This is a genomic window from Roseibium sp. SCP14, from assembly GCF_040329475.1.
Classification (GTDB): Bacteria; Pseudomonadota; Alphaproteobacteria; order Rhizobiales; family Stappiaceae; genus Roseibium.
The window spans coordinates 1,044,656-1,063,797 of the sequence record NZ_JBDZYH010000001.1 but is presented as its reverse complement, the minus strand read 5'-3'; the positions used below and the strand labels follow the sequence as shown (position 1 = coordinate 1,063,797).

The 19,142-nt window shown below is 57.0% G+C and carries 19 protein-coding genes; 17 read left to right on the top strand and 2 right to left on the bottom strand.

What is annotated here, in order from left to right; translation table 11 throughout:
- The first annotated feature begins 24 nt into the window (after positions 1–24).
- The 7 genes from ABLQ08_RS04855 (at position 25) to phoB (ending at position 7,697) form a co-directional block, all read left to right on the top strand.
- On the top strand, positions 25–1,023 hold the full coding sequence (locus tag ABLQ08_RS04855; protein ID WP_352939988.1) for a substrate-binding domain-containing protein: 999 nt from the start codon (positions 25–27) through the stop codon (positions 1,021–1,023).
- 401 nt (positions 1,024–1,424) lie between these two features.
- A complete protein-coding gene (locus ABLQ08_RS04850) occupies positions 1,425–2,480 on the top strand; it encodes a substrate-binding domain-containing protein (protein WP_352939987.1) in 1,056 nt (351 codons plus the stop codon).
- 87 nt (positions 2,481–2,567) lie between these two features.
- On the top strand, positions 2,568–4,040 hold the full coding sequence (gene pstC, locus ABLQ08_RS04845; protein ID WP_352939986.1) for a phosphate ABC transporter permease subunit PstC: 1,473 nt from the start codon (positions 2,568–2,570) through the stop codon (positions 4,038–4,040).
- A complete protein-coding gene (pstA, locus tag ABLQ08_RS04840) occupies positions 4,040–5,389 on the top strand; it encodes a phosphate ABC transporter permease PstA (RefSeq protein WP_352939985.1) in 1,350 nt (449 codons plus the stop codon). The genes pstC and pstA overlap by 1 nt, the downstream gene beginning before the upstream one ends.
- A gap of 11 nt (positions 5,390–5,400) precedes the next feature.
- Positions 5,401–6,198: a phosphate ABC transporter ATP-binding protein PstB gene (pstB, locus tag ABLQ08_RS04835; protein ID WP_352939984.1), complete on the top strand. Its 798-nt coding sequence runs from the start codon at positions 5,401–5,403 to the stop codon at positions 6,196–6,198.
- Between the two features lie 31 nt (positions 6,199–6,229).
- Positions 6,230–6,928 carry a phosphate signaling complex protein PhoU gene (phoU, locus tag ABLQ08_RS04830; protein ID WP_352939983.1) on the top strand — a complete coding sequence of 233 codons (699 nt, stop codon included), beginning with the start codon at positions 6,230–6,232 and terminating at the stop codon, positions 6,926–6,928.
- Positions 6,929–6,998: 70 nt separating this feature from the next.
- Entirely contained in the window at positions 6,999–7,697 is a 699-nt protein-coding gene (gene phoB / locus ABLQ08_RS04825) for a phosphate regulon transcriptional regulator PhoB (RefSeq protein ID WP_352939982.1), read from the top strand.
- Positions 7,698–7,771: 74 nt separating this feature from the next.
- Here phoB and ABLQ08_RS04820 read toward each other — a convergent pair whose 3' ends face one another.
- Positions 7,772–8,770 carry a threonine ammonia-lyase gene (locus tag ABLQ08_RS04820; protein ID WP_352939981.1) on the bottom strand — a complete coding sequence of 333 codons (999 nt, stop codon included), beginning with the start codon at positions 8,768–8,770 and terminating at the stop codon, positions 7,772–7,774.
- Positions 8,771–8,914: 144 nt separating this feature from the next.
- Between ABLQ08_RS04820 and ABLQ08_RS04815 the strand changes: the two genes are divergently transcribed.
- The 8 genes from ABLQ08_RS04815 to ABLQ08_RS04780 all read left to right on the top strand — a co-directional run bounded on the left by ABLQ08_RS04815 (position 8,915) and on the right by ABLQ08_RS04780 (position 15,871).
- Positions 8,915–9,883, top strand: a complete 969-nt coding sequence (locus ABLQ08_RS04815; RefSeq protein WP_352939980.1) for an ornithine cyclodeaminase family protein — start codon at positions 8,915–8,917, stop codon at positions 9,881–9,883.
- Positions 9,884–9,939: 56 nt separating this feature from the next.
- Complete coding sequence (locus tag ABLQ08_RS04810; RefSeq protein WP_352939979.1) at positions 9,940–10,704, top strand: amino acid ABC transporter ATP-binding protein; 765 nt, start codon at positions 9,940–9,942, stop codon at positions 10,702–10,704.
- 17 nt (positions 10,705–10,721) lie between these two features.
- The gene (locus tag ABLQ08_RS04805) at positions 10,722–11,498 is read left to right on the top strand and encodes a transporter substrate-binding domain-containing protein (protein ID WP_352939978.1); all 777 of its coding nucleotides are present in this window, start codon (positions 10,722–10,724) and stop codon (positions 11,496–11,498) included.
- 92 nt (positions 11,499–11,590) lie between these two features.
- The gene (locus ABLQ08_RS04800; RefSeq protein WP_352939977.1) at positions 11,591–12,289 is read left to right on the top strand and encodes an ABC transporter permease; all 699 of its coding nucleotides are present in this window, start codon (positions 11,591–11,593) and stop codon (positions 12,287–12,289) included.
- Complete coding sequence (locus tag ABLQ08_RS04795; protein WP_352939976.1) at positions 12,289–12,957, top strand: ABC transporter permease; 669 nt, start codon at positions 12,289–12,291, stop codon at positions 12,955–12,957. Before ABLQ08_RS04800 ends, ABLQ08_RS04795 begins: the two co-directional genes overlap by 1 nt.
- Before the next feature lie 19 nt (positions 12,958–12,976).
- The gene (locus ABLQ08_RS04790) at positions 12,977–14,104 is read left to right on the top strand and encodes an aminotransferase class I/II-fold pyridoxal phosphate-dependent enzyme (protein ID WP_352939975.1); all 1,128 of its coding nucleotides are present in this window, start codon (positions 12,977–12,979) and stop codon (positions 14,102–14,104) included.
- Between the two features lie 74 nt (positions 14,105–14,178).
- Positions 14,179–15,171: a succinylglutamate desuccinylase/aspartoacylase domain-containing protein gene (locus ABLQ08_RS04785; protein ID WP_352939974.1), complete on the top strand. Its 993-nt coding sequence runs from the start codon at positions 14,179–14,181 to the stop codon at positions 15,169–15,171.
- Between the two features lie 67 nt (positions 15,172–15,238).
- Complete coding sequence (locus tag ABLQ08_RS04780; RefSeq protein WP_352939973.1) at positions 15,239–15,871, top strand: helix-turn-helix transcriptional regulator; 633 nt, start codon at positions 15,239–15,241, stop codon at positions 15,869–15,871.
- Between the two features lie 181 nt (positions 15,872–16,052).
- Here ABLQ08_RS04780 and ABLQ08_RS04775 read toward each other — a convergent pair whose 3' ends face one another.
- The gene (locus tag ABLQ08_RS04775) at positions 16,053–16,586 is read right to left on the bottom strand and encodes a GcrA family cell cycle regulator (RefSeq protein ID WP_352939972.1); all 534 of its coding nucleotides are present in this window, start codon (positions 16,584–16,586) and stop codon (positions 16,053–16,055) included.
- 428 nt (positions 16,587–17,014) lie between these two features.
- Between ABLQ08_RS04775 and ABLQ08_RS04770 the strand changes: the two genes are divergently transcribed.
- A complete protein-coding gene (locus ABLQ08_RS04770) occupies positions 17,015–18,214 on the top strand; it encodes an aspartate aminotransferase family protein (protein WP_352939971.1) in 1,200 nt (399 codons plus the stop codon).
- Entirely contained in the window at positions 18,211–19,140 is a 930-nt protein-coding gene (argF, locus tag ABLQ08_RS04765) for an ornithine carbamoyltransferase (protein WP_352939970.1), read from the top strand. The genes ABLQ08_RS04770 and argF overlap by 4 nt, the downstream gene beginning before the upstream one ends.
- Positions 19,141–19,142 lie beyond the last annotated feature (2 nt).

Sequence of the window (19,142 nt, the reverse complement as noted above, 5' to 3'; positions counted from 1 at the left end):
GAATTTGCATTTGGGGGATTTCAAGTGGCTGGGAAATTGGCAGCAGGAATTTTTTGCGGGCTTGTCCTTCACGTTGTCCCGAATGCCGCCGATGCGCGCGACCGGCTTCTGATCGTCGGATCATCCACTGTCTTTCCGTTCGCATCTGCGGTTGCGGAAAGGATGGGAGAGGCAGGAACGAAATATCCCATCGTTGAATCGACAGGTTCCGGTACCGGCTTCTCGCTGTTCTGCAAGGGTGTTGGAGAAGATACGCCCGACATAACCAATGCCTCTCGTCGAATGAAGCCTGCAGAGTTGGAAACCTGCAAAGCCAATGGTGTGACACCGGTCGAGTTGGAAATTGGTTATGACGGCATCGTTCTTGCCAACTCCAGACATGGGCCGAAGCTCGAGCTGACGGTTGATCAGATTTTCCAGGCTCTCGCCGAAGAGCTGCCTTCTGAAAGAGGCATTCTGGCAAACACGAACCTGTCCTGGTCAGACATTGACCCGGCGTTGCCTGAGGAAAAGATCGAGGTGTTGGGACCGCCCCCGACATCGGGCACGCGCGATGCCTTTGAGGAACTTGTCATGGAAACCGGATGCAAGGCCTTTCCGGAACTTTCCGGTGACCAGTGCACTCGCATCCGGCACGATGGCAGCTTTGTTGAAGCTGGTGAAAACGACGATCTGATCGTGGGGGCTCTTGAGGCCAGTCCGGCCACTGTCGGCATATTCGGGTATTCATTCCTGATGCAGAATCTGGACAAGATCCAGAGCGTTGGGGTGAACGGCATGCAGCCCTCGTTCGAAAAGATTGCGTCAGGCGAATACCCTGTTTCCCGACCGCTCTACATTTACCTCAAGAAGCAGCATGTCGGCGTGATTCCCGGTCTGGAAGCTTATATCGAAGCCTTCACCAGCGAAGAGGCGTGGGGAGATGAAGGCTATCTCTCAGAAAAAGGCCTGATACCGCTCGCCCATGAAGAGCGGCGGCAACAGGCGGAAGATGCGCGCAACCTGACTGCATTGAAGTATTGACCGTCATAATCTTTTTGTTCTGCCCGCTCCCGGGGAGCTTGGCGACTGACAAACCACGCTAGCGGCCATCTGAAGTAGAGCATCTCCCGGCGCTTCCATTTGCAGGATATGGAGACCAGGCGGGCAATTGCCGCACCGGTACAGATGGCAATCGCCTGCAGGTCTGTTTCAGCGATCGGTCAGGCCGGGGAGCGCAATGTGACCGGATTCGTCACCATATATGACGGGAAAATTACATGATTATAAATTTATCCATATATATCAATCACTTAAATTGTCACAAAACTGAAAAATAACTGTCATAGAACTCTCATCCATCGGGCCTAGGTTCCCCGCATCGCTCACGCAACTTACAGCGTGGTGATCATCTACAAACCTTGACATTCAAAGGGAGTGGTCAAGTGAAATTTACGACCCTCGTTAGCGCAACTGCTCTGGCTGTTGCTTCCACTGCATTCGTTGGCGCTGCTCAGGCTCGCGACCAGGTACAGATCGCCGGTTCTTCAACGGTTCTGCCATACGCTTCCATCGTTGCCGAAGCATTCGGCGAAAACACGGATTTCCCGACACCGGTTGTTGAGTCCGGTGGTTCTTCGGCTGGTCTGAAGCGCTTCTGTGAAGGTGTTGGCGAAAACACCATCGACGTTGCAAACGCTTCCCGCAAGATCCGCGAAAAGGAAATCAAGGCCTGTGCGGAAGCTGGTGTCAAAGACATCATCGAGGTTCGTATCGGCTACGACGGAATCGTTTTCGCTTCTCAGAAGAGCGGCCCGGCTTTCAATGCTTTCCAGCCTGCTGACATCTTCAATGCCCTCGGTTCCAAGGTTCTGAAGGACGGTGAACTCGTCGACAACCCGTACAACAACTGGGCCGAGTTCAACTCCGACCTGCCGGACGTTGAAATCGCTGCTTTCATCCCGGGCACCAAGCACGGCACCCGCGAAGTCTTCGAAGACAAGGTTCTTCTGGCTGGCTGTGAAGCAACCGGCGCTTTCGAAAAGTTCCTGGAAGCTGCCGAAGGCGACAGCGACAAGGCCAAGAAGAAAGCCGCCGAGAAAGCTTGCATCAACGTTCGTGCCGACGGCAAGTCCGTTGACATTGACGGCGACTACACTGAAACCCTGGCTCGTATCGACTCCAATTCGAACGGCATCGGCATCTTCGGTCTGGCGTTCTACGAGAACAACACCGACAAGCTGAAAGTCGCCACGATGGGCGGCATCGCTCCGTCCACCGAGACGATCGCTTCCGGCGAGTATCCGGTTTCCCGCCCGTTGTTCTTCTACGTCAAGAAGGCTCACATCGGCGTCATCCCGGGTCTGAAGGAATACGCTCAGTTCTTCATCGCTGACGAAATCGCCGGTCCGCAGGGCCCGCTGGCTCAGTACGGCCTGGTTTCAGATCCGGAGCTGGCAGCTACCCAGGCTTCCGTTTCGAACGAAGAAACCATGAAGTAATCGAGTTCCTGCTCGATACGGGGCGGCATATTCCGCCGCCCCTTTTTCCTTTTTGGTGCTTTTTTACAAAGACCCCCGGGAGTGCAAATGTCTCTGTTCTGGCTCATCTTGACCGTACTTGCCATTGCCGTGGCAGGATACGTTCTGGGGAGGGCGCGGGCCTTGTCCAGCGCTGGAGGAGAGCGGCATGTTCTGCATTCTCTTCCGTCCTATTACGGGGCAAACGTGGCCATGAAAGCCGCGGTGCCCGCTTTCCTTCTTCTCATTGTCTGGCTGCTCGCGCAGCCTTTTTACGTAAACAATGAAATATCCGGAATGATCCCGGACAGCGCAATCAGCGAAGGGTCTTCTCGAGGGTTGGTTCTGGCTGAGGTTCGGCGCGCTGCCAGAGGGCTCGACAATGCCGTCGCCAGCGGCGTCATCACGGACGACTTCGCGCGCAACGCCCGTGCCGATTTTACCGATGTAACCGCCCGCCTGAAAGAGGCTGGTCAGATCGTAACCTCGGAGATCACCCAGCCGGTCTTGCGGGCGGCACAACGGTACCGGGTTCTGGCTGCGACCGGCAATCTCTACATGACAATTGCGGTCATCGTCATGGCGATAGCGGGAGCGCTCTGGGGTCTGAGAGAAACCCGGGTGGATTTCCGGGCGCGCAATACGGTTGAAAAGGGCATCAGGGCCATTCTGATCGGTGCAGCCTCCATCGCGATCCTGACCACCATCGGCATCGTGCTGTCCTTGGTGTTCAACACGGTGGAATTCTTCCGCCTTTACCCGGCAGCTGACTTCTTCTTCGGTCTCACCTGGTCACCGAGCTTCTCCGGACGCGGAGGCGATTCGGAACTGGGTATCATTCCGTTGCTTTGGGGAACGTTTTACATCTCGTTCGTGGCGCTTGCAGTCGCTGTCCCGATCGGCCTTTTCGCAGCGATCTACCTGTCAGAATACGCCAGCCCGCGTGTGCGCGCCATCGCCAAGCCGCTGCTTGAAGTTTTGGCCGGTATTCCGACCATCGTTTACGGTCTCTTCGCATTGTTGACGGTTGGCCCCTTGCTGCTGTCGGTCTTTGGCGACAATGGCCTTGGCATCATGAAGGCAGGAACAGCAGTCATGACAGCTGGTCTGGTCATGGGTGTCATGCTCATCCCATTCGTCAGCTCGTTGTCGGACGACATCATCAACGCGGTTCCGCAGGCGATGCGTGATGGATCCTACGGCCTCGGTGCCACCAAGTCCGAAACCGTCAAGCAGGTTATCCTGCCAGCCGCTCTGCCGGGGATCGTCGGTGCCATTTTGCTGGCAGCTTCGCGCGCCATCGGCGAAACCATGATTGTGGTCCTCGGCGCAGGCGCCGCGGCCCGGTTAAGTCTCAATCCTTTTGAGGCCATGACCACCGTGACGGCCAAGATCGTCAGCCAGCTAACCGGAGATGCCGATTTCGCGTCGCCTGTTGCGCTGGTGGCGTTCGCGCTCGGCATGACGCTCTTCGTGGTAACTCTTGGCCTCAATATCGTTGCGCTCTACATCGTGCGCAAATACCGGGAGCAGTATGACTGATGACCGATACGACACTTACTCCCGAAGCAGCTGCCGAGACAGCCAAGGCAGCGGCAAAATCCAGATCCCTGTATCACATTGACGATCTGACCCGTAAGCGGAACGCAGCCGAAAAGCGGTTCAAGGCATACGGCATCGCCGCGATTGCAATCGGATTGTTCTTTCTGGTCGTTTTGGCGACATCGATCATCTCACAGGGCATTCCGGCCTTCACGAGAACAGTGGTCGAAGTCGAGTTCACGCTCACGCAGGAACAGTTCGATGCAGCTGAAAAAGAACTGTTCAAGACGAAAGCCTACGAAAAGTTCTTCATCGATGCGCTGCATGGCCAGATGACCGAAAGCGGCGTTTCCGCACCGTTCGACGCAGCTGCGATCCAGCGCATCGTCGGCAAGACCGGAGGCACCATTCGCGAACACTTCCGGGCCAATCCGGACAGCCTTGGCAAGGAGACCGGGTTCGAACTGGCGGCCGCGTCGCGAGTTGATGGATACATGAATGGCCGGGTGACCCGCGACACGCTAACCGACAGCCGCTTCCTGCAGAAGTCGGATCTGGACATCGTTGACGCCCTGGTGGAGGCCAAAGTCATCAAGACGGTGTTCAACTGGAACTTCATTACCGGTGCCGACTCCGGCGTGGACAATCCTGGTGGTGCGGGCATCGGTGCATCCGTCGTCGGGTCGTTCTTCATGATGCTGGTGGTCCTGTTCCTGTCCCTGCCGATCGGTGTGGCTGCTTCGATCTATCTTGAGGAATTTGCGCCTCAGAACAGGTTCACCGACCTGATCGAGGTGAATATCTCAAACCTTGCGGCCGTACCGTCCATCGTGTTCGGCATTCTGGGTCTGGCCGTCTTCATTCAGTTCATGCATCTGCCACAGTCGGCTCCGCTTGTTGGCGGTCTGGTGCTGACGCTGATGACGCTGCCGACGATCATCATTTCAACGCGAGCCTCACTGAAAGCTGTACCACCGAGCATCCGTGATGCTGCGCTGGGGATCGGTGCCTCGAAGATGCAGGCAACCTTCCACCATGTGCTCCCGCTGGCGATGCCGGGTATCTTGACGGGTACCATCATAGGACTTGCCCAGGCGCTCGGTGAAACGGCTCCGCTGCTTCTGATCGGGATGGTCGGCTTTGTCGCGCGCGGATATCCGGACGGTTTCATTGCAGGGTTCACCGAACCGAACTCCGCAATGCCGGCGCAGATCTATACCTGGGCGGCACGCGCGGACTACGCATTTTATGAAAAGGCATGGGGTGGAATTATCGTCCTTCTCGTGTTCCTCCTCACAATGAACATTCTCGCGATCATCCTGCGCCGCAGGTTTGAGCGCCGCTGGTAAGGAATGATCCGATGAACGAGATGTCGAACATTGAACAGTCGGTAGAAATGACCGAAAGCAAGATTTCCGCGAAGAACGTGCAGGTTTATTACGGTGACACGCACGCCATCAAAGACGTGGACATTGAAATTCAGCCGCGGTCTGTCACCGCATTCATCGGACCGTCCGGTTGCGGCAAGTCGACCTTCCTGCGGACCTTGAACCGCATGAACGACACGATTGATATCTGCCGCGTCGAGGGCTCGATCAGGATCGATGGCGAGGACATCTACGATCCCAAGGTCGATCCTGTGCAATTGCGCGCCAAGGTGGGCATGGTGTTCCAGAAGCCGAACCCGTTCCCCAAGTCGATTTATGACAACATCGCCTACGGTCCGCGCATTCACGGGCTGGCCCGCAACAAGGCGCATCTGGACGAGATTGTTTCCTCAAGCCTGCAGAAAGCCGGTCTTTGGGAGGAAGTGAAGAACCGCCTGGATGAGCCGGGTACCGGCATGTCCGGCGGTCAGCAGCAGCGGCTGTGCATCGCCAGAGCCATTGCGGTCAGCCCTGAGGTGATCCTGATGGACGAGCCCTGTTCGGCTCTTGATCCGATTGCGACGGCAAAGGTGGAAGAGCTGATTGACGAGCTGCGGGAGAACTATACGATCGTGATCGTGACGCACTCTATGCAGCAGGCTGCCCGCGTATCACAGCGCACGGCATTTTTCCATCTCGGCATTCTGGTTGAAGAAGGTCCGACCGAAGACATCTTCACAAATCCGAAAGACAAACGAACGCAGGATTATATCACTGGCCGTTTCGGCTAAGTGACTGCCCGAATTCTGAAAGGGACACAGGATGTCTGAACACACAGTCTCGGCCTACGACGACGAGTTGACCGCAATGGCCGGCAAGGTCGCCGAAATGGGTGGCCTGGCTGAAAAGGCATTTGCCGATGCCGTTTCCGCGTTGGTATCGCAGGACATCGAACTGGCGCGGGTGACCGTCCAGCAGGACCAGCGCCTGGACGCCTTGCACCAGGACATTGAAGCAAAGCTGATCGAAATGATTGTCCGCCGTCAGCCGATGGGGCAGGACCTGCGCGAAATCACCGCTGCGACACGGATTGCCAACGATCTCGAGCGCGTCGGTGACCTTGCCAAGAACGTCGCCAAGCGGACGATCGCCATCGACAGCAATCTTCAGTCCAAGAAACTGGCTATCGGCGTGGAGCACATGACCGAACTGGCCCTGGCGCAGCTGAAGCAGGTGCTGGATGCCTATACCCGCAAGGATGCGGAAGCCGCGAAGCGCGTTCAGGAAGCCGATGCCGAAATTGATGCGATCTACACGTCGCTCTTCCGCGAACTGCTGACCTACATGATGGAAGACCCTCGCGTCATCACTCAGTGTGTCCATCTTCTCTTTTGCGCAAAGAACATCGAGCGTATCGGTGATCACGCGACCAATATTGCTGAAAACGTCTTCTACATGGTGACAGGTGATCGTTTGCCGGAAGACCGCGCGAAACAGGACGAGACGACCGACGCCGTCTGATAGCTTGAACCCGGTTGGAATTTGGTGACCGGCACGGCAGCGGCTGCTGCCGAAACTGGAGCGAGAACGTATGCCGAAGGTGCTTATCGTTGAGGACGAAGAACCACTCAGCCTTCTTCTGAGATACAATCTGGAAGCGGAAGGGTACTCGGTCGAGTCTTGCGTTCGCGGAGATGAGGCTGAAATCCGGTTGCGGGAAAGCCAGCCCGACCTCCTTCTTCTGGACTGGATGTTGCCTGGTTTGTCCGGCATTGAACTGTGCCGCCGGCTGCGTGCCCGGGAAGATACGGAGCGGCTGCCGGTCATCATGCTGACCGCCCGTGGAGAAGAAGCAGAGCGCATTCGCGGTCTTTCAACAGGAGCCGATGACTACGTCGTCAAGCCGTTTTCAGTCCCGGAACTGATGGCGCGTGTCCGTGCGATCCTTCGCCGGGCAAGCCCGGAAGTTGTTTCCACAATGCTGCGATCCGGCGATATCGAGCTTGACCGGGAAACCCATCGCGTCCGCCGGAGTGCCAAGGAAATACATCTGGGGCCGACCGAGTTCCGCCTTCTGGAATTCCTGATGACGTCTCCGGGACGGGTGTTTTCCAGAGAGCAGCTTCTTGATGGCGTATGGGGCCACGATGTCTATGTCGATGAACGTACCGTCGACGTGCATGTCGGCCGGCTCCGCAAGGCGCTCAACAAGGGCAAAGCCAAGGATCCGATCCGCACGGTGCGGGGCGCCGGCTACGCATTCAACGATCAGTTTTCAATCGCAAGCTGATTACAGCTGAGAACATCGGGAGGGTGGAGTAGCCACCTGCCCGAACTGGTTGTCCGGCGACATGACCGCTCCGGTCAGCTTATCCAGAACGTTTCTGTTTGCTGCACATCCTTGAGCCCGAACGCCGACAACGCTCGATCAAGAGAGATGTTGTTCCCGGTGAGAAGAGTTGCGGCTTTTTTCCCTTCAAGCTGCGAGCCATACCGCCTCATGGCGGCAACCCCCGATGCTGCACCGCCTTCCACCAGACATTTTTCCCTTGTGAGAACGAACTTCATCGCTTCGAGAATGTCGCTCTCCGGCACTTGAACAAAGTCGTCCACCAGTTCCCTGCACATTTCGAAGGTGTATTGATTGTCTGCCGGGATCGGGCCGGGAAGGGCATCGGCGATAGAGGGTTTTTCGTCGACTTCAACGATGTGCCCCGCCTTGATGCTTTCGATCATGGCGGCTCCGTGCTCAAGCGAAACGCCTATGATCGTAATATCGGGCTTGAGGCTCTTCAGTGCCTTGGCAGTCCCGGCCATGAGCCCTCCGCCGCTCAACTGAACGAAGACGATATCAAGATCCGGTCGGTCGGCCAGCAGCTCAAGTCCGATCGTACCTTGACCGGCGATGACATGAGGATCGTCGAAGGGCGACACAAAGAGCAGGCCGTCGCGTTCCGCGATACGCCGCGCTTCCGCGTCCGCGTCGTCCTGTGTCTGTCCATGAACGATCACGTCCGCGTCGAAGTCGTGCAGGCCACTGATTTTTTCAGGTGGAATGATCTCGGTAACACAGACGACGGCACGAATGTTCAATTGCCTCGCCATATAGGCGACGGCACGGCCGTGATTGCCGCTCGATACGGTGATGACACCGCGTGATTTCTGAGATTCATCAAGAGACAGGAGCTTGTTGGCCGCACCGCGCAACTTGAAGGCGCCGGTGTCATGCATCGTTTCCATCTTCAGCCAAATCGACGCGTTCAGCTCCGTCGACAGGGCATGAGATTTGCGCAGGGGAGTGGGCCGCACATGGCCCGCTATCCGTTGTTGCGCAGCATGAATCTCGTCCAGCTCAACCATCATTTTTCTGTCTCTCGGCTGCCTCGAAATGAGCGTTTCAGAATGAGTGTTGACAAAATATTCTAAATTAGACAATTTGTCCATAACGCTGAAGCGACCCGGCAAAATGGGTCTCGAATTGGGTGACGTTCTGACAGAGAGATGCAGATGCGGCTGGTGAATAAGCAGGAAATATTGGCGCAGATCGACGAGCGCGCTGTACTTGCGGAGATTGAAGAAGGCTTCAGGTCTTTCGCTCGGGACGAGGCTCAGGTCGCGCCGGTTACCCATCTGGCGTTTCCAAAGGCAAATGGCGAGTGCCACATCAAATGCGCACACGTGGGTGAAGACGATGTTTTTACCGTCAAGCTGGCCACCGGATTCTACGACAATCCGGAACAGGGACTGTCTTCCAGCAACGGTTTCATGGCCGTCATTTCCGCGCGAACCGGAACTCCCTTGGCAATCCTGCAGGATGAAGGTGCATTGACCGATTTGCGCACGGCACTTGCGGGCGTCATTGCAGGCCGCATGGGCGCGCGGCAAGGTGCCAAGGCGCTCGGTGTGATCGGGACCGGCATCCAGGCCCGCCTGCAAGCACAGCTCTATTGCAAACTTCTCGGCTTCACCCGGGTTGCTGTCTGGGGGCGCTCCGAAGAAAAGGCAGCAACGCTGGTTCAGGAGCTTGCTGCGGAGCTTGATGGTATTGCGGTCACGATGGCAGAAAGTGTGGAAGCGCTGTGCGCCGATGCGGATGTCATCGTCACGGCAACTGCGTCGCGCGAAGCAATCGTCAAGTCCGAGTTTGTTCGGCCCGGCATTCACATCGTGGCGGTTGGCGCAGACTCTCCCGGGAAGCAGGAACTCGACACAGCGCTCTTTGCAAGAGCGTCGCATGTGATCGTCGATTCCCTCGCTCAATGTATAGAACACGGTGAGACCGCCAACGCGATTGCATCCGGTGACATTTCGTCCGATCGGCTGATCACGCTCGGGCAGGTTCTGCTTGAGAACAAGCTGGCTCGTGCGGACGAGGCCATCACGATTGCCGATCTCACAGGTGTGGCCGTTCAGGATGCGGCCATCGCCAAGTCTGTCTGGTCCGGATTGAAGTCGGTCGAAGCGGACGCTCGCTGAGATAATTCGCTTCAGGTCAAATGCCTGCCTTTCAACACGGTTCAGTTAGGTATCACATGTCAGCTGCAACACCTCGCTTGTCGGTTCAGAACCTGAGCAAATCGTTTGGGTCGCTGCGCGTTCTCCATGACGTCTCGCTGACAGCCGAGCAGGGGCAGGTGATCACGATCATCGGATCTTCGGGATCGGGAAAAAGCACGTTCCTGCGCTGCCTCAATCTGCTGGAAGTCCCGGACGGAGGCGAGATCAAGCTGGATGGTAAGCCAGTCGCCTTTGCCTGCAACGCACATGGGCTGAAAGTAACGCGGGAGGTCCGCGCGCTCCGAACTTCTTTGCCAATGGTGTTCCAGAGTTTCAATCTGTGGCGGCATATCAGCGTTCGCGACAACGTGGCAATCGCTCCGGTCCACGTGCTTGGAAAATCGCGAGCCGAAGCCAACGAGCGGGCAGAAGAACTGTTGGCCCGCGTCGGTCTCGCCGAGCGAATGAACTTCTATCCTCATCAGTTGTCCGGCGGTCAGCAGCAGCGCGCAGCGATTGCTCGAGCTTTGGCGATGGAGCCGCAGGCTCTTCTCTTTGACGAACCGACCTCGGCTCTTGATCCGGAGCTGGTCGGAGAAGTGCTGAAGGTCATCGAAGAATTGGCTGCCGCGGGCAACACGATGCTCATGGTGACACACGAAATGGGATTTGCCCGCAATGTATCTGACCGGGTGATCTTTCTCGACAAAGGGCGGGTGGCTGAAAGCGGAACGCCGGAAGAGGTATTTGGCGCCCCAAAAACGGAACGGGCCGCTCAGTTTTTGGCGTCGGTAATGTGAGTATGAGGAGGAATGAAATGAAGAAACTGGTTGTTGCCGCAGCCGTGGCTGCTTTTACCGTCCTGCCTGCCAAGGCCGAGACGCTGCGCATCGCGACAAGTGCGGACTATCCGCCTTGGGAGTCGGTGAACTCGTCTGGCGAAATGCTTGGCTTTGACCTTGATGTAGGCAACGCGATCTGCGCGAAAATCGAGATGGAATGCAAATGGACCAATCAGGCCTATGACGGTCTCCTGCCGGCGCTTGTTGCAGGCCAGTACGACCTGATCATGTCCGCAATTTCCATCACGGAAGAGCGCAAGAAGAGCATCGATTTTTCGACTGCATACGCCCAGGCACCAGCCTCTTTCGGTTCGATCGGTGACGGATTTGGCGAACTCACGGACAAGGCTCAGCTTCAGGCTTCGCTTGAAGGCAAGGCCGTTGGCGTGCAGGGCTCCACGATCTTTGAGCGTGTCGTCAGTGAGCATTTCCCGTCTGCCGATGTCAAAACCTACCAGCAGGCTGACCAGATCATCGCTGATCTGAAGACGGGTCGCATCGATGCAGCCATCATGGAAGTTTCTGCATGGGATGAGTTCAGCGGGGCGGATAAGGACGCCAATCTGACAATGTTCGGCCCGTTGCTGACCTATGCCGAATATCCGCAGCTCGGTGATGGTATCGGTCTGGGAATTGGCAAGGGGAATGAGGAACTGAAAGCCAAGATCGACACGGCGATCGCAGAGCTTCTGGCCGATGGCACGATCGCCAAGGTTTCGGACAAGTGGTTCGGCTACGACGTTACGCCGTAATATCCAACGGCGTATCGGTTCTCAAAGGGTGAAGAGGCAGGTCACGGCAAGGTGACGGCCTCTTCAGGAAAGATGGGCAAGGGCGACAGGCAATGCTTGAATTGCTTTCATTCGGCAAATCGGGATGGGGGGACGAACTCCTCTCCGGCCTGGCCACCACACTGGCCCTTGCCGTTCTTGCGTTTGCAGCCGGGCTCTTTTTCGGGCTGTTGCTTATGCTTTTCCGGCGTCGCGGGACCATCTCTCGTTACATTGCGGTGAGCTATGTCACGGTTTTTCGCGGCGTTCCGGAACTTCTGGTTCTTTATCTCTTCTTCTTCGGCACCGGCACGATCATCCAGTCCGTTGCCGCCAGCCTTGGGTATACGCAAAGGATCAATCTGAGCGGTTTTGCGCTCGGTGTGTTCGCCCTCGCAGTGATCGCAACCGCCTATGCGGCCGAGGCTTTCAGAGGAGCGGCCAACAGCATTCCCAAGGGACAGTTGGAAGCGGCCGATGCCTACGGCTTTGGGCCGGTGAAGCGTTTTACCCTGATCGAATTGCCGCAACTGCTGCGCGTTGCGCTGCCCGCCATGGGGAACATCTGGCTGGTGATGCTGAAGGATACGGCGCTCGTCTCGCTCACGGCGGTTGCCGAGCTGATGCGGCAGGCGGGTGTTGCCGCGGGAGCGACCCATCGTCCCTTTACTTTCTATGCGGTAGCCGCCCTGATCTATCTCTGTGTGTCCTTTGTCTCCGAACGGCTGTTCAAGCGGGTTGAAGCCCGGTTTGCACTGAAGGAGGCAAGCTGATGAACTGGGAACTTCTGCTATCCTTCATTCCCAAGTTTCTGGCAGGGTTGCCGGTTACCTTGAGCATTCTGATCTGCAGCCTTGCAATAGGGCTTGTTTTCGGAGCTTTGCTTTGCTGGGCACGGATGCGCCGCGTGCCGGGTGTTGCTCAGGCAGCCGACTTCTACGTGCTGTTTTTTCGGGGTACTCCGCTCCTGGTACAGCTGTTCGCGATCTACTACGGCCTGGGGCAGTTTGAGGTTGTTCGCTCGAGCTTTGCATGGCCGCTGTTGCGGGAGGCCTGGTTCTGTGCAGTTCTGGCGCTCGGACTGAATTCAGCGGCGTTCACATCTGAAATCATGCGCGGAGGTATCCTCGGCGTCGAGCGCGGGCAGATCGAGGCGGCCGAAGCCTACGGCTTTTCCTGGCCGCAGATCGCACGCCTGATCCTTGGCCCGCAGGCGCTGCGCGTTGCGCTGCCGGCTTACAGCAACGAGACGATCTTGATGCTCAAGGGCACCGCTCTGGCGAGTACCATATCGATCATGGATCTAACCGGTATCGCCCGCAAACTGTCATCGCTGCACTTTGCCCCCTTTGAATCCTTCATTGCAGCGGGAGTGATCTACCTCGCGCTGGCGATGATCCTGACACTGTCCTATTCGGCGATTGAACGACGCCTTGCGTAGGAACGAGAGAGGAAAACCAATGTTTCACCCGTTTGACGTTGAACAGTTTCTGTCCGAGCTGGAGCATGGCGTAAAATACAACTACTCCGAAAGCGGTGTGCATCCCATGACGCTGAAGGAGCTGGTCGAACTGGCCGGTCTGGATCCCGATGTCTTGTGGAACACCATGCTCGACTATCCGCAAGTCAACGGTACCACGTTACTGCGCGAGAAGATTTCGGCGATGTACCCCGGATCCACTCCGGACAACATCCTTGTGACGGTCGGGGCGACAGAAGCAAACACGCTTATTGCAAACACATTGCTTGAGCCTGGCGACAGCATGGTGGCGTTCAGGCCGATTTATGAACAGCTGACCGGTGATGTGCGCAACCGCGGTGTGGAAGTACGTTATGTCGACATGGATCCTGACAATGGCTGGGCGATAGATCCGGCCGCTGTCATGGCAGCGGTGGACGAGACGACGAAGGTGGTCCATGTCATCAACCCGAACAATCCGACAGGGCGCGTGCTGAGCGCAAGGGAGCGCGAAGGCATCATCGCCGCTGCCGCCAAGGTTGGGGCCTGGATCGTCGCTGATGAGGTTTATATCGGCACTGAGCGTAACACTGACGAAGCGACTGCCAGCTTCTGGGGAAGCTACGACAAGGTGATGGTTCTGAACTCAACCAGCAAGGCCTACGGGTTGCCTGGATTGAGGCTCGGCTGGCTTGTCGGGCCGCAGGACGCGATCACCGCTTGCTGGCGACGCCACGAGTATGCATCGGTGGCAACCAGCGTCATGTCCATGAAACTTGCCGAAGCAGCCTTGGGGGAACCGGCAAGAACCGCGCTGGTTGAGCGCGCTCGCCGACTTATCCGGACCGGGTTCGAGACGCTTACCGAAGCACTTGCTGTCCATCACAACGTTTTCACGGTCGCGCCGCCGCATGCCTCTGCCATGTCATTCGTGCGTTTCAACCTTCCGATCGATTCAGAAACACTGGCGATGCGGCTGGTGCGCGAGCAGGATGTGCTTGTCATTCCTGGCAGTCGTTTCCACGTCGAAAATCACTTCCGTTTCAGTTCCGCCCTTCCGGAGGCGCATCTGAAGGAAGGGTTGCGCCGCCTCAATCTGGTCGTTGAAGACGTTCTGAAGACTGCCTGAGCAGTCATTGAGCACGGGAAGGCGGAGTGCGTCTTCCCGCAAATACCAGGCAGACTTCATCAATCGGATGTTCCATGCTGACCACCTCTCTCGACCTCGATCAAGATGGCTTTCAAAAGGGCTACATTGATGTTCCGGTGTCTCTCGATCTGAGTGCCTGGTCCAATCAACGTGTCCCCATTTACTGCCTGAAAAACGGCAGTGGCCCGACCCTGGTGCTGTTGGGTGGCGCACATGGTGACGAGTATGAAGCGCCGATCATTCTTTCAAGCCTTGCCCATGGTGACCTGAAGGCCGAAGACATCAGTGGGCGCGTTATCATCGTACCTGCATTGAACATGCCTGCCGTACAAAACGGCTCGCGCCTGTCGCCGATAGACAATGGCAACATGAACCGGGCCTTTCCCGGAAATCCGACGGGAACTGCCACCGAGCGGATAGCGGACTTTGTCAGCCGGGAGCTGATTTCGCGTGCCGATGTGGTGCTCGACCTGCATTCCGGCGGACGATCGCTGAACTTCGTGCCATCAACAATTGTCCCGGTTCAGCAAACCGATACCGCGACACAGGCTATTCGCCGGATTGCGTCGGCTTTCAACGCTCCGATGACAATTGTCCTGCGCGAGCCGCAGGTTGAAACCATGATCGATACCGAAGTCGAACGTCAGGGAAAGAAGATCCTTGCAACCGAGCTTGGTGGAGCAGGTTTGGTCACAGCTGAGACGCTGGCTGTTACCCGGCGAGGCATCAAGGGCGTCATGCAGCATATGGGGTTACTTGCCGAGACAGAGGCCGAAGACAGGTCACGTTCTTCGCTAACGGTGCATGTCGACGGGTTTCATCACTACACCTATGCAGATGATACGGGCGTTTTCGAACCGACTGCAGGTCTTGGTGCACACGTCAAGGAAGGTGACGTCCTTGGCAGGTTGCACCTGACGGACAGGGTGGAGACGCCACCCGTCCCGGTACTTGCACGAACCGGCGGCATACAGTTTTGCGTGGCTGGGCAGGGACTTGTCCGGCGCGGGGATTGCCTCAGCGTTATCGGTCATCCGATCGACTGAGATTGCCCTCGGGCAGAAGCCTGGGATAAGAGAGAGTGCAAGATAGTTTGATTGTCAGAGGCAGTGAATGACCCAGGACGCACTGGTGGCCCGCACCGCAATACCGATTGCGGACGCATTGTCCAAACTCTTGGGCTCGAATGTTGAGATCGTAATCCATTCGCTGGCAACAGAGACTGTTGTCTATATCTGCAATCCCTACTCAAAGCGCGAGATTGGCGATCCGTCTTATCTATCGGAACTGGATTTTCGCGAAAACGACGACCGGGACGTGATCGGGCCCCACGAGCGGGTCAACTGGGACGGACGCGTCATTCGCTCAATCAGCGCGGTTCTGCGAGACGATGACGGCAAGCCCTTTGCGTTGGCATGTTTCAACTATGATCTTTCCGACATCATGGCTGCACAGAATGCGATTACCGCGCTGATCGGCGCACCGGTGAGTTCAGAAGAACCGCATGATCTGTTCAAGAACGATTGGCACGAGAAGATGAACAGGTTCATCGTCGACTGGTGTCGTGACAGGAACAAGACTGCCGACGCGCTGGCGCGTGAAGATCGCCTGGAGTTGCTGGGGGAAATCGTCCGCACAGACGGATTGCGGGAAAAACATGCTGCGTCTTACGTTGCGCGTGTTCTCAATGTCAGCCGCGCAACCGTCTATAACGATATCAAGCAGGTCCGTTATAGCGTTTCATGAAAACCTTGAAACAAAGAGCATGAGCTATCGCGTTGAAATCCTTGATTTCAGGCAGCGATAGGTGACCCAGCCCTTTCACGAATTGCCTTGGCTTGGCAAGGGGCTTTTCGATGAGGAATGCAGTTGACAAAAAGAAACCCGCCGATTGGCGGGTTTCCTGAATTTCGCTTGCGGTTTTGCCTTACGAGGCCTGGGCAACGACCTTGCGGGCGCGGCGATCAGCCACCGGCTGATAGGCAATCTTGCAGTGATGCGCGCAGTAAGGCACGCCTGCATCGGACTGACGACCGCAGAAATAGAAGTCATCGGTTGCCGGGTCGCCAATCGGCCATTTGCAGGTTCGCTCGGTGAGCGTGAGAATGGATGCACGCTGGGAAATGGGAACAACCAGCTCGGCAATCGGCTCAACCTGCGGCTTGGCCTGGATGACCGGAGCCGGAGCGATGTCAGCCTTGAGGGCTGTTGCGCCATGTGTTTGCGGTTGTGGCGTTGTTCTTTTCGGTGCGGAGTTTCCGGCTGGGGCCGCAGTGCGTGGCCGGCGTGGTTTGGCGCTGGCGGTGGAAGACTTCGCGCGGCCGGACAGACCGAGACGGTGTACTTTTCCGATAACCGCATTACGAGTGACGCCGCCCAGTTCGCCTGCAATCTGACTTGCACTCAGACCTTCGCCCCAAAGCTTCTTGAGAAGCTCAACCCGTTCGTTCGTCCAACTCATTGCCGCACCCTTTATTTTGACCGATTGACGGCCATTAACCTCGTGTTAAGCATACGTCCGCATGCCTAGTGGTGGCATATCTTGTGCCTCTAAGTGATTTGCCGCACGAGATCTCGTGTTTGATTGCTAAGAGGTTACAATAACGTTAATTTATGAGGCAAGCTTCGGGCCCAAACCAGTTGGGGATGAAGGGACTTTTCCCCAATTATGGCAGGGTTATGGAGAATTTTACAAAATCCACGTTTGTGCGGCCGAATTGCCATTCCCATTGACAGGGAACGGTGCGGAAGGTGTATAAGGAAGCCGCGACGTGCCGCCTCATCGGGGCGGCACGTTGCGTTTTGGCTCTTCCACACTTCTGGAGTGTGATGTCGTGCAAGGCCCGCCCTGGCGTGGGGAAGAGCGTTCTTAAGGAGTTAAAAGAGGTTATGTCCGCGACTGCGCTATTCGGAAACTACGCAAGATCGAACCTGTCATTCGATCATGGGGAAGGTGTCTGGCTTGTTACGAAAGACGGCCGACGATTCCTCGATTGCGGTTCCGGCATCGCCGTCAATTCGCTTGGACATAGCCATCCCCATCTGGTGAAGGCTTTGCAGGATCAGGCAGCAAAGCTCTGGCATGTCTCCAATTTGCACCAGATGCCGGAAGGCGAAAGACTGGCGCATCGTTTGGCCGATGCGACTTTTGCCGACAAGGTCCTGTTTGTGAACTCCGGTGCCGAAGCGATGGAAGCTGCCATCAAATGCGCGCGCCGTTACCATTATGACAACGGGCAGCCCGAACGCTACCAGATCATAACCTTTGAAGGTGCCTTTCATGGTCGGACCATCGCGACCATTGCGGCAGGCGGCCAGGAGAAGTACCTGGAAGGTTTCGGACCCAAGGCGCCCGGATTTGACCAGGTGCCTGCAGGTGACCTGGACGCACTGAAGGCGATGATCGGTCCGCAGACGGCGGCACTTGCGATTGAGCCTATTCAGGGAGAGGGCGGAATTCGGGAGATCCAGCCTGAGTTCCTGCGTTCGCTGCGCAAGATCTGTGACGACAACGGCATCCTGCTGATTTATGACGAAATCCAGACCGGCGTTGGTCGCACTGGCAAGCTGTTTGCTTATCAGTGGGCCGGTGTCGAACCAGACCTGATGGCGATTGCCAAGGGGATTGGTGGCGGGTTCCCGATGGGAGCCTGCCTGGCAACCGCGGAAACCGCAGCGGCCCTGTCGCCCGGAACGCACGGCACCACATTCGGCGGCAATCCACTTGCCATGGCCGTCGGCAACGCGGTTCTCGACGTCGTTCTTGCCGACGGATTTCTGGAAGACGTGCAGGCAAAGGGTCTCAGCTTCAAACAGAAGCTGGCAGGACTGGTCGATGCTCATCCGAAGGTTCTGGATCAGGTCCGCGGCAGCGGCCTGATGCTGGGGCTGCGCTGTGTTGTTCCCGCCGGAGACTATGTGGCGGCTGCCCGGGAAGCCGGTTTGCTGGCGGTTCCGGCAGGTGACAACGTCGTGCGCATCATGCCGCCGCTGACAATGACCGAGGATGAAATCGCAATTGCCTTGGAGCGCCTTGAGCAGGCAGCCCAGGCAGTTGAAGCAGATTTGGTGGAAGGAGCGGCTGAATGACCGCCGACGGAAGCTACAGAAATTTTCTGGATCTGACGGAGCTTGAGAGCGAAGAGCTTCGCGAAATCCTGGACGTAGGCAAGAAGATCAAGGCAACTCGCGACGGTGTGCGCCGCGGCGAAGGCCCGTTGGCAGGCAAGGTGCTGGCAATGATCTTCGAGCAACCTTCCACCCGAACCCGCATCTCCTTTGACGTCGGCATGCGCGAGCTTGGCGGCGAAACCCTGATGCTGACGGGCGCTGAAATGCAGCTCGGACGGGGGGAAACCATCGCCGACACTGCGCGGGTCCTGTCGCGTTTCGTCGATGCAATCATGATCCGTATTCTGGATCATGAGCAGCTCGGTGAACTTGCCGCAAATGCCACCGTTCCGGTGATCAACGGTCTCACCAAGATCTCGCATCCCTGCCAGATCATGGCGGATTTGATGACATTTGAAGAGCATCGCGGATCAATCAAGGGTAAGAGTGTTGCCTGGACCGGTGACAGCAACAATGTGCTGGCTTCCTGGGTGCACGCAGCACCCCGCTTTGATTTCGAACTGCGCATTGCAACACCGAGTGAATTGACGCCGCCGCAAGATCTTATTGATGCCGCGCGCGCCAAGGGTGGTTCCATTATCGTCACAACGGACCCATATGAGGCGGTCAAGGGGACCGACTGTGTGGTCACCGATTGCTGGGTGTCCATGGGAGACGATGATGCCGAGACGCGTCATAATCTCCTCAGCGCCTATCAGGTTAACCAACGGCTGATGGCAGAGGCGAACAGCGACGCTCTGTTCATGCACTGCCTGCCGGCCCACCGGGGTGAGGAAGTCACTTCGGAGGTCATGGACGGTCCCAATTCTGTTGTGTTTGACGAAGCCGAAAACCGTCTCCATGCCCAGAAGGGCATTCTGGCCTGGTGTTTCGGCGCAGCTTAAGG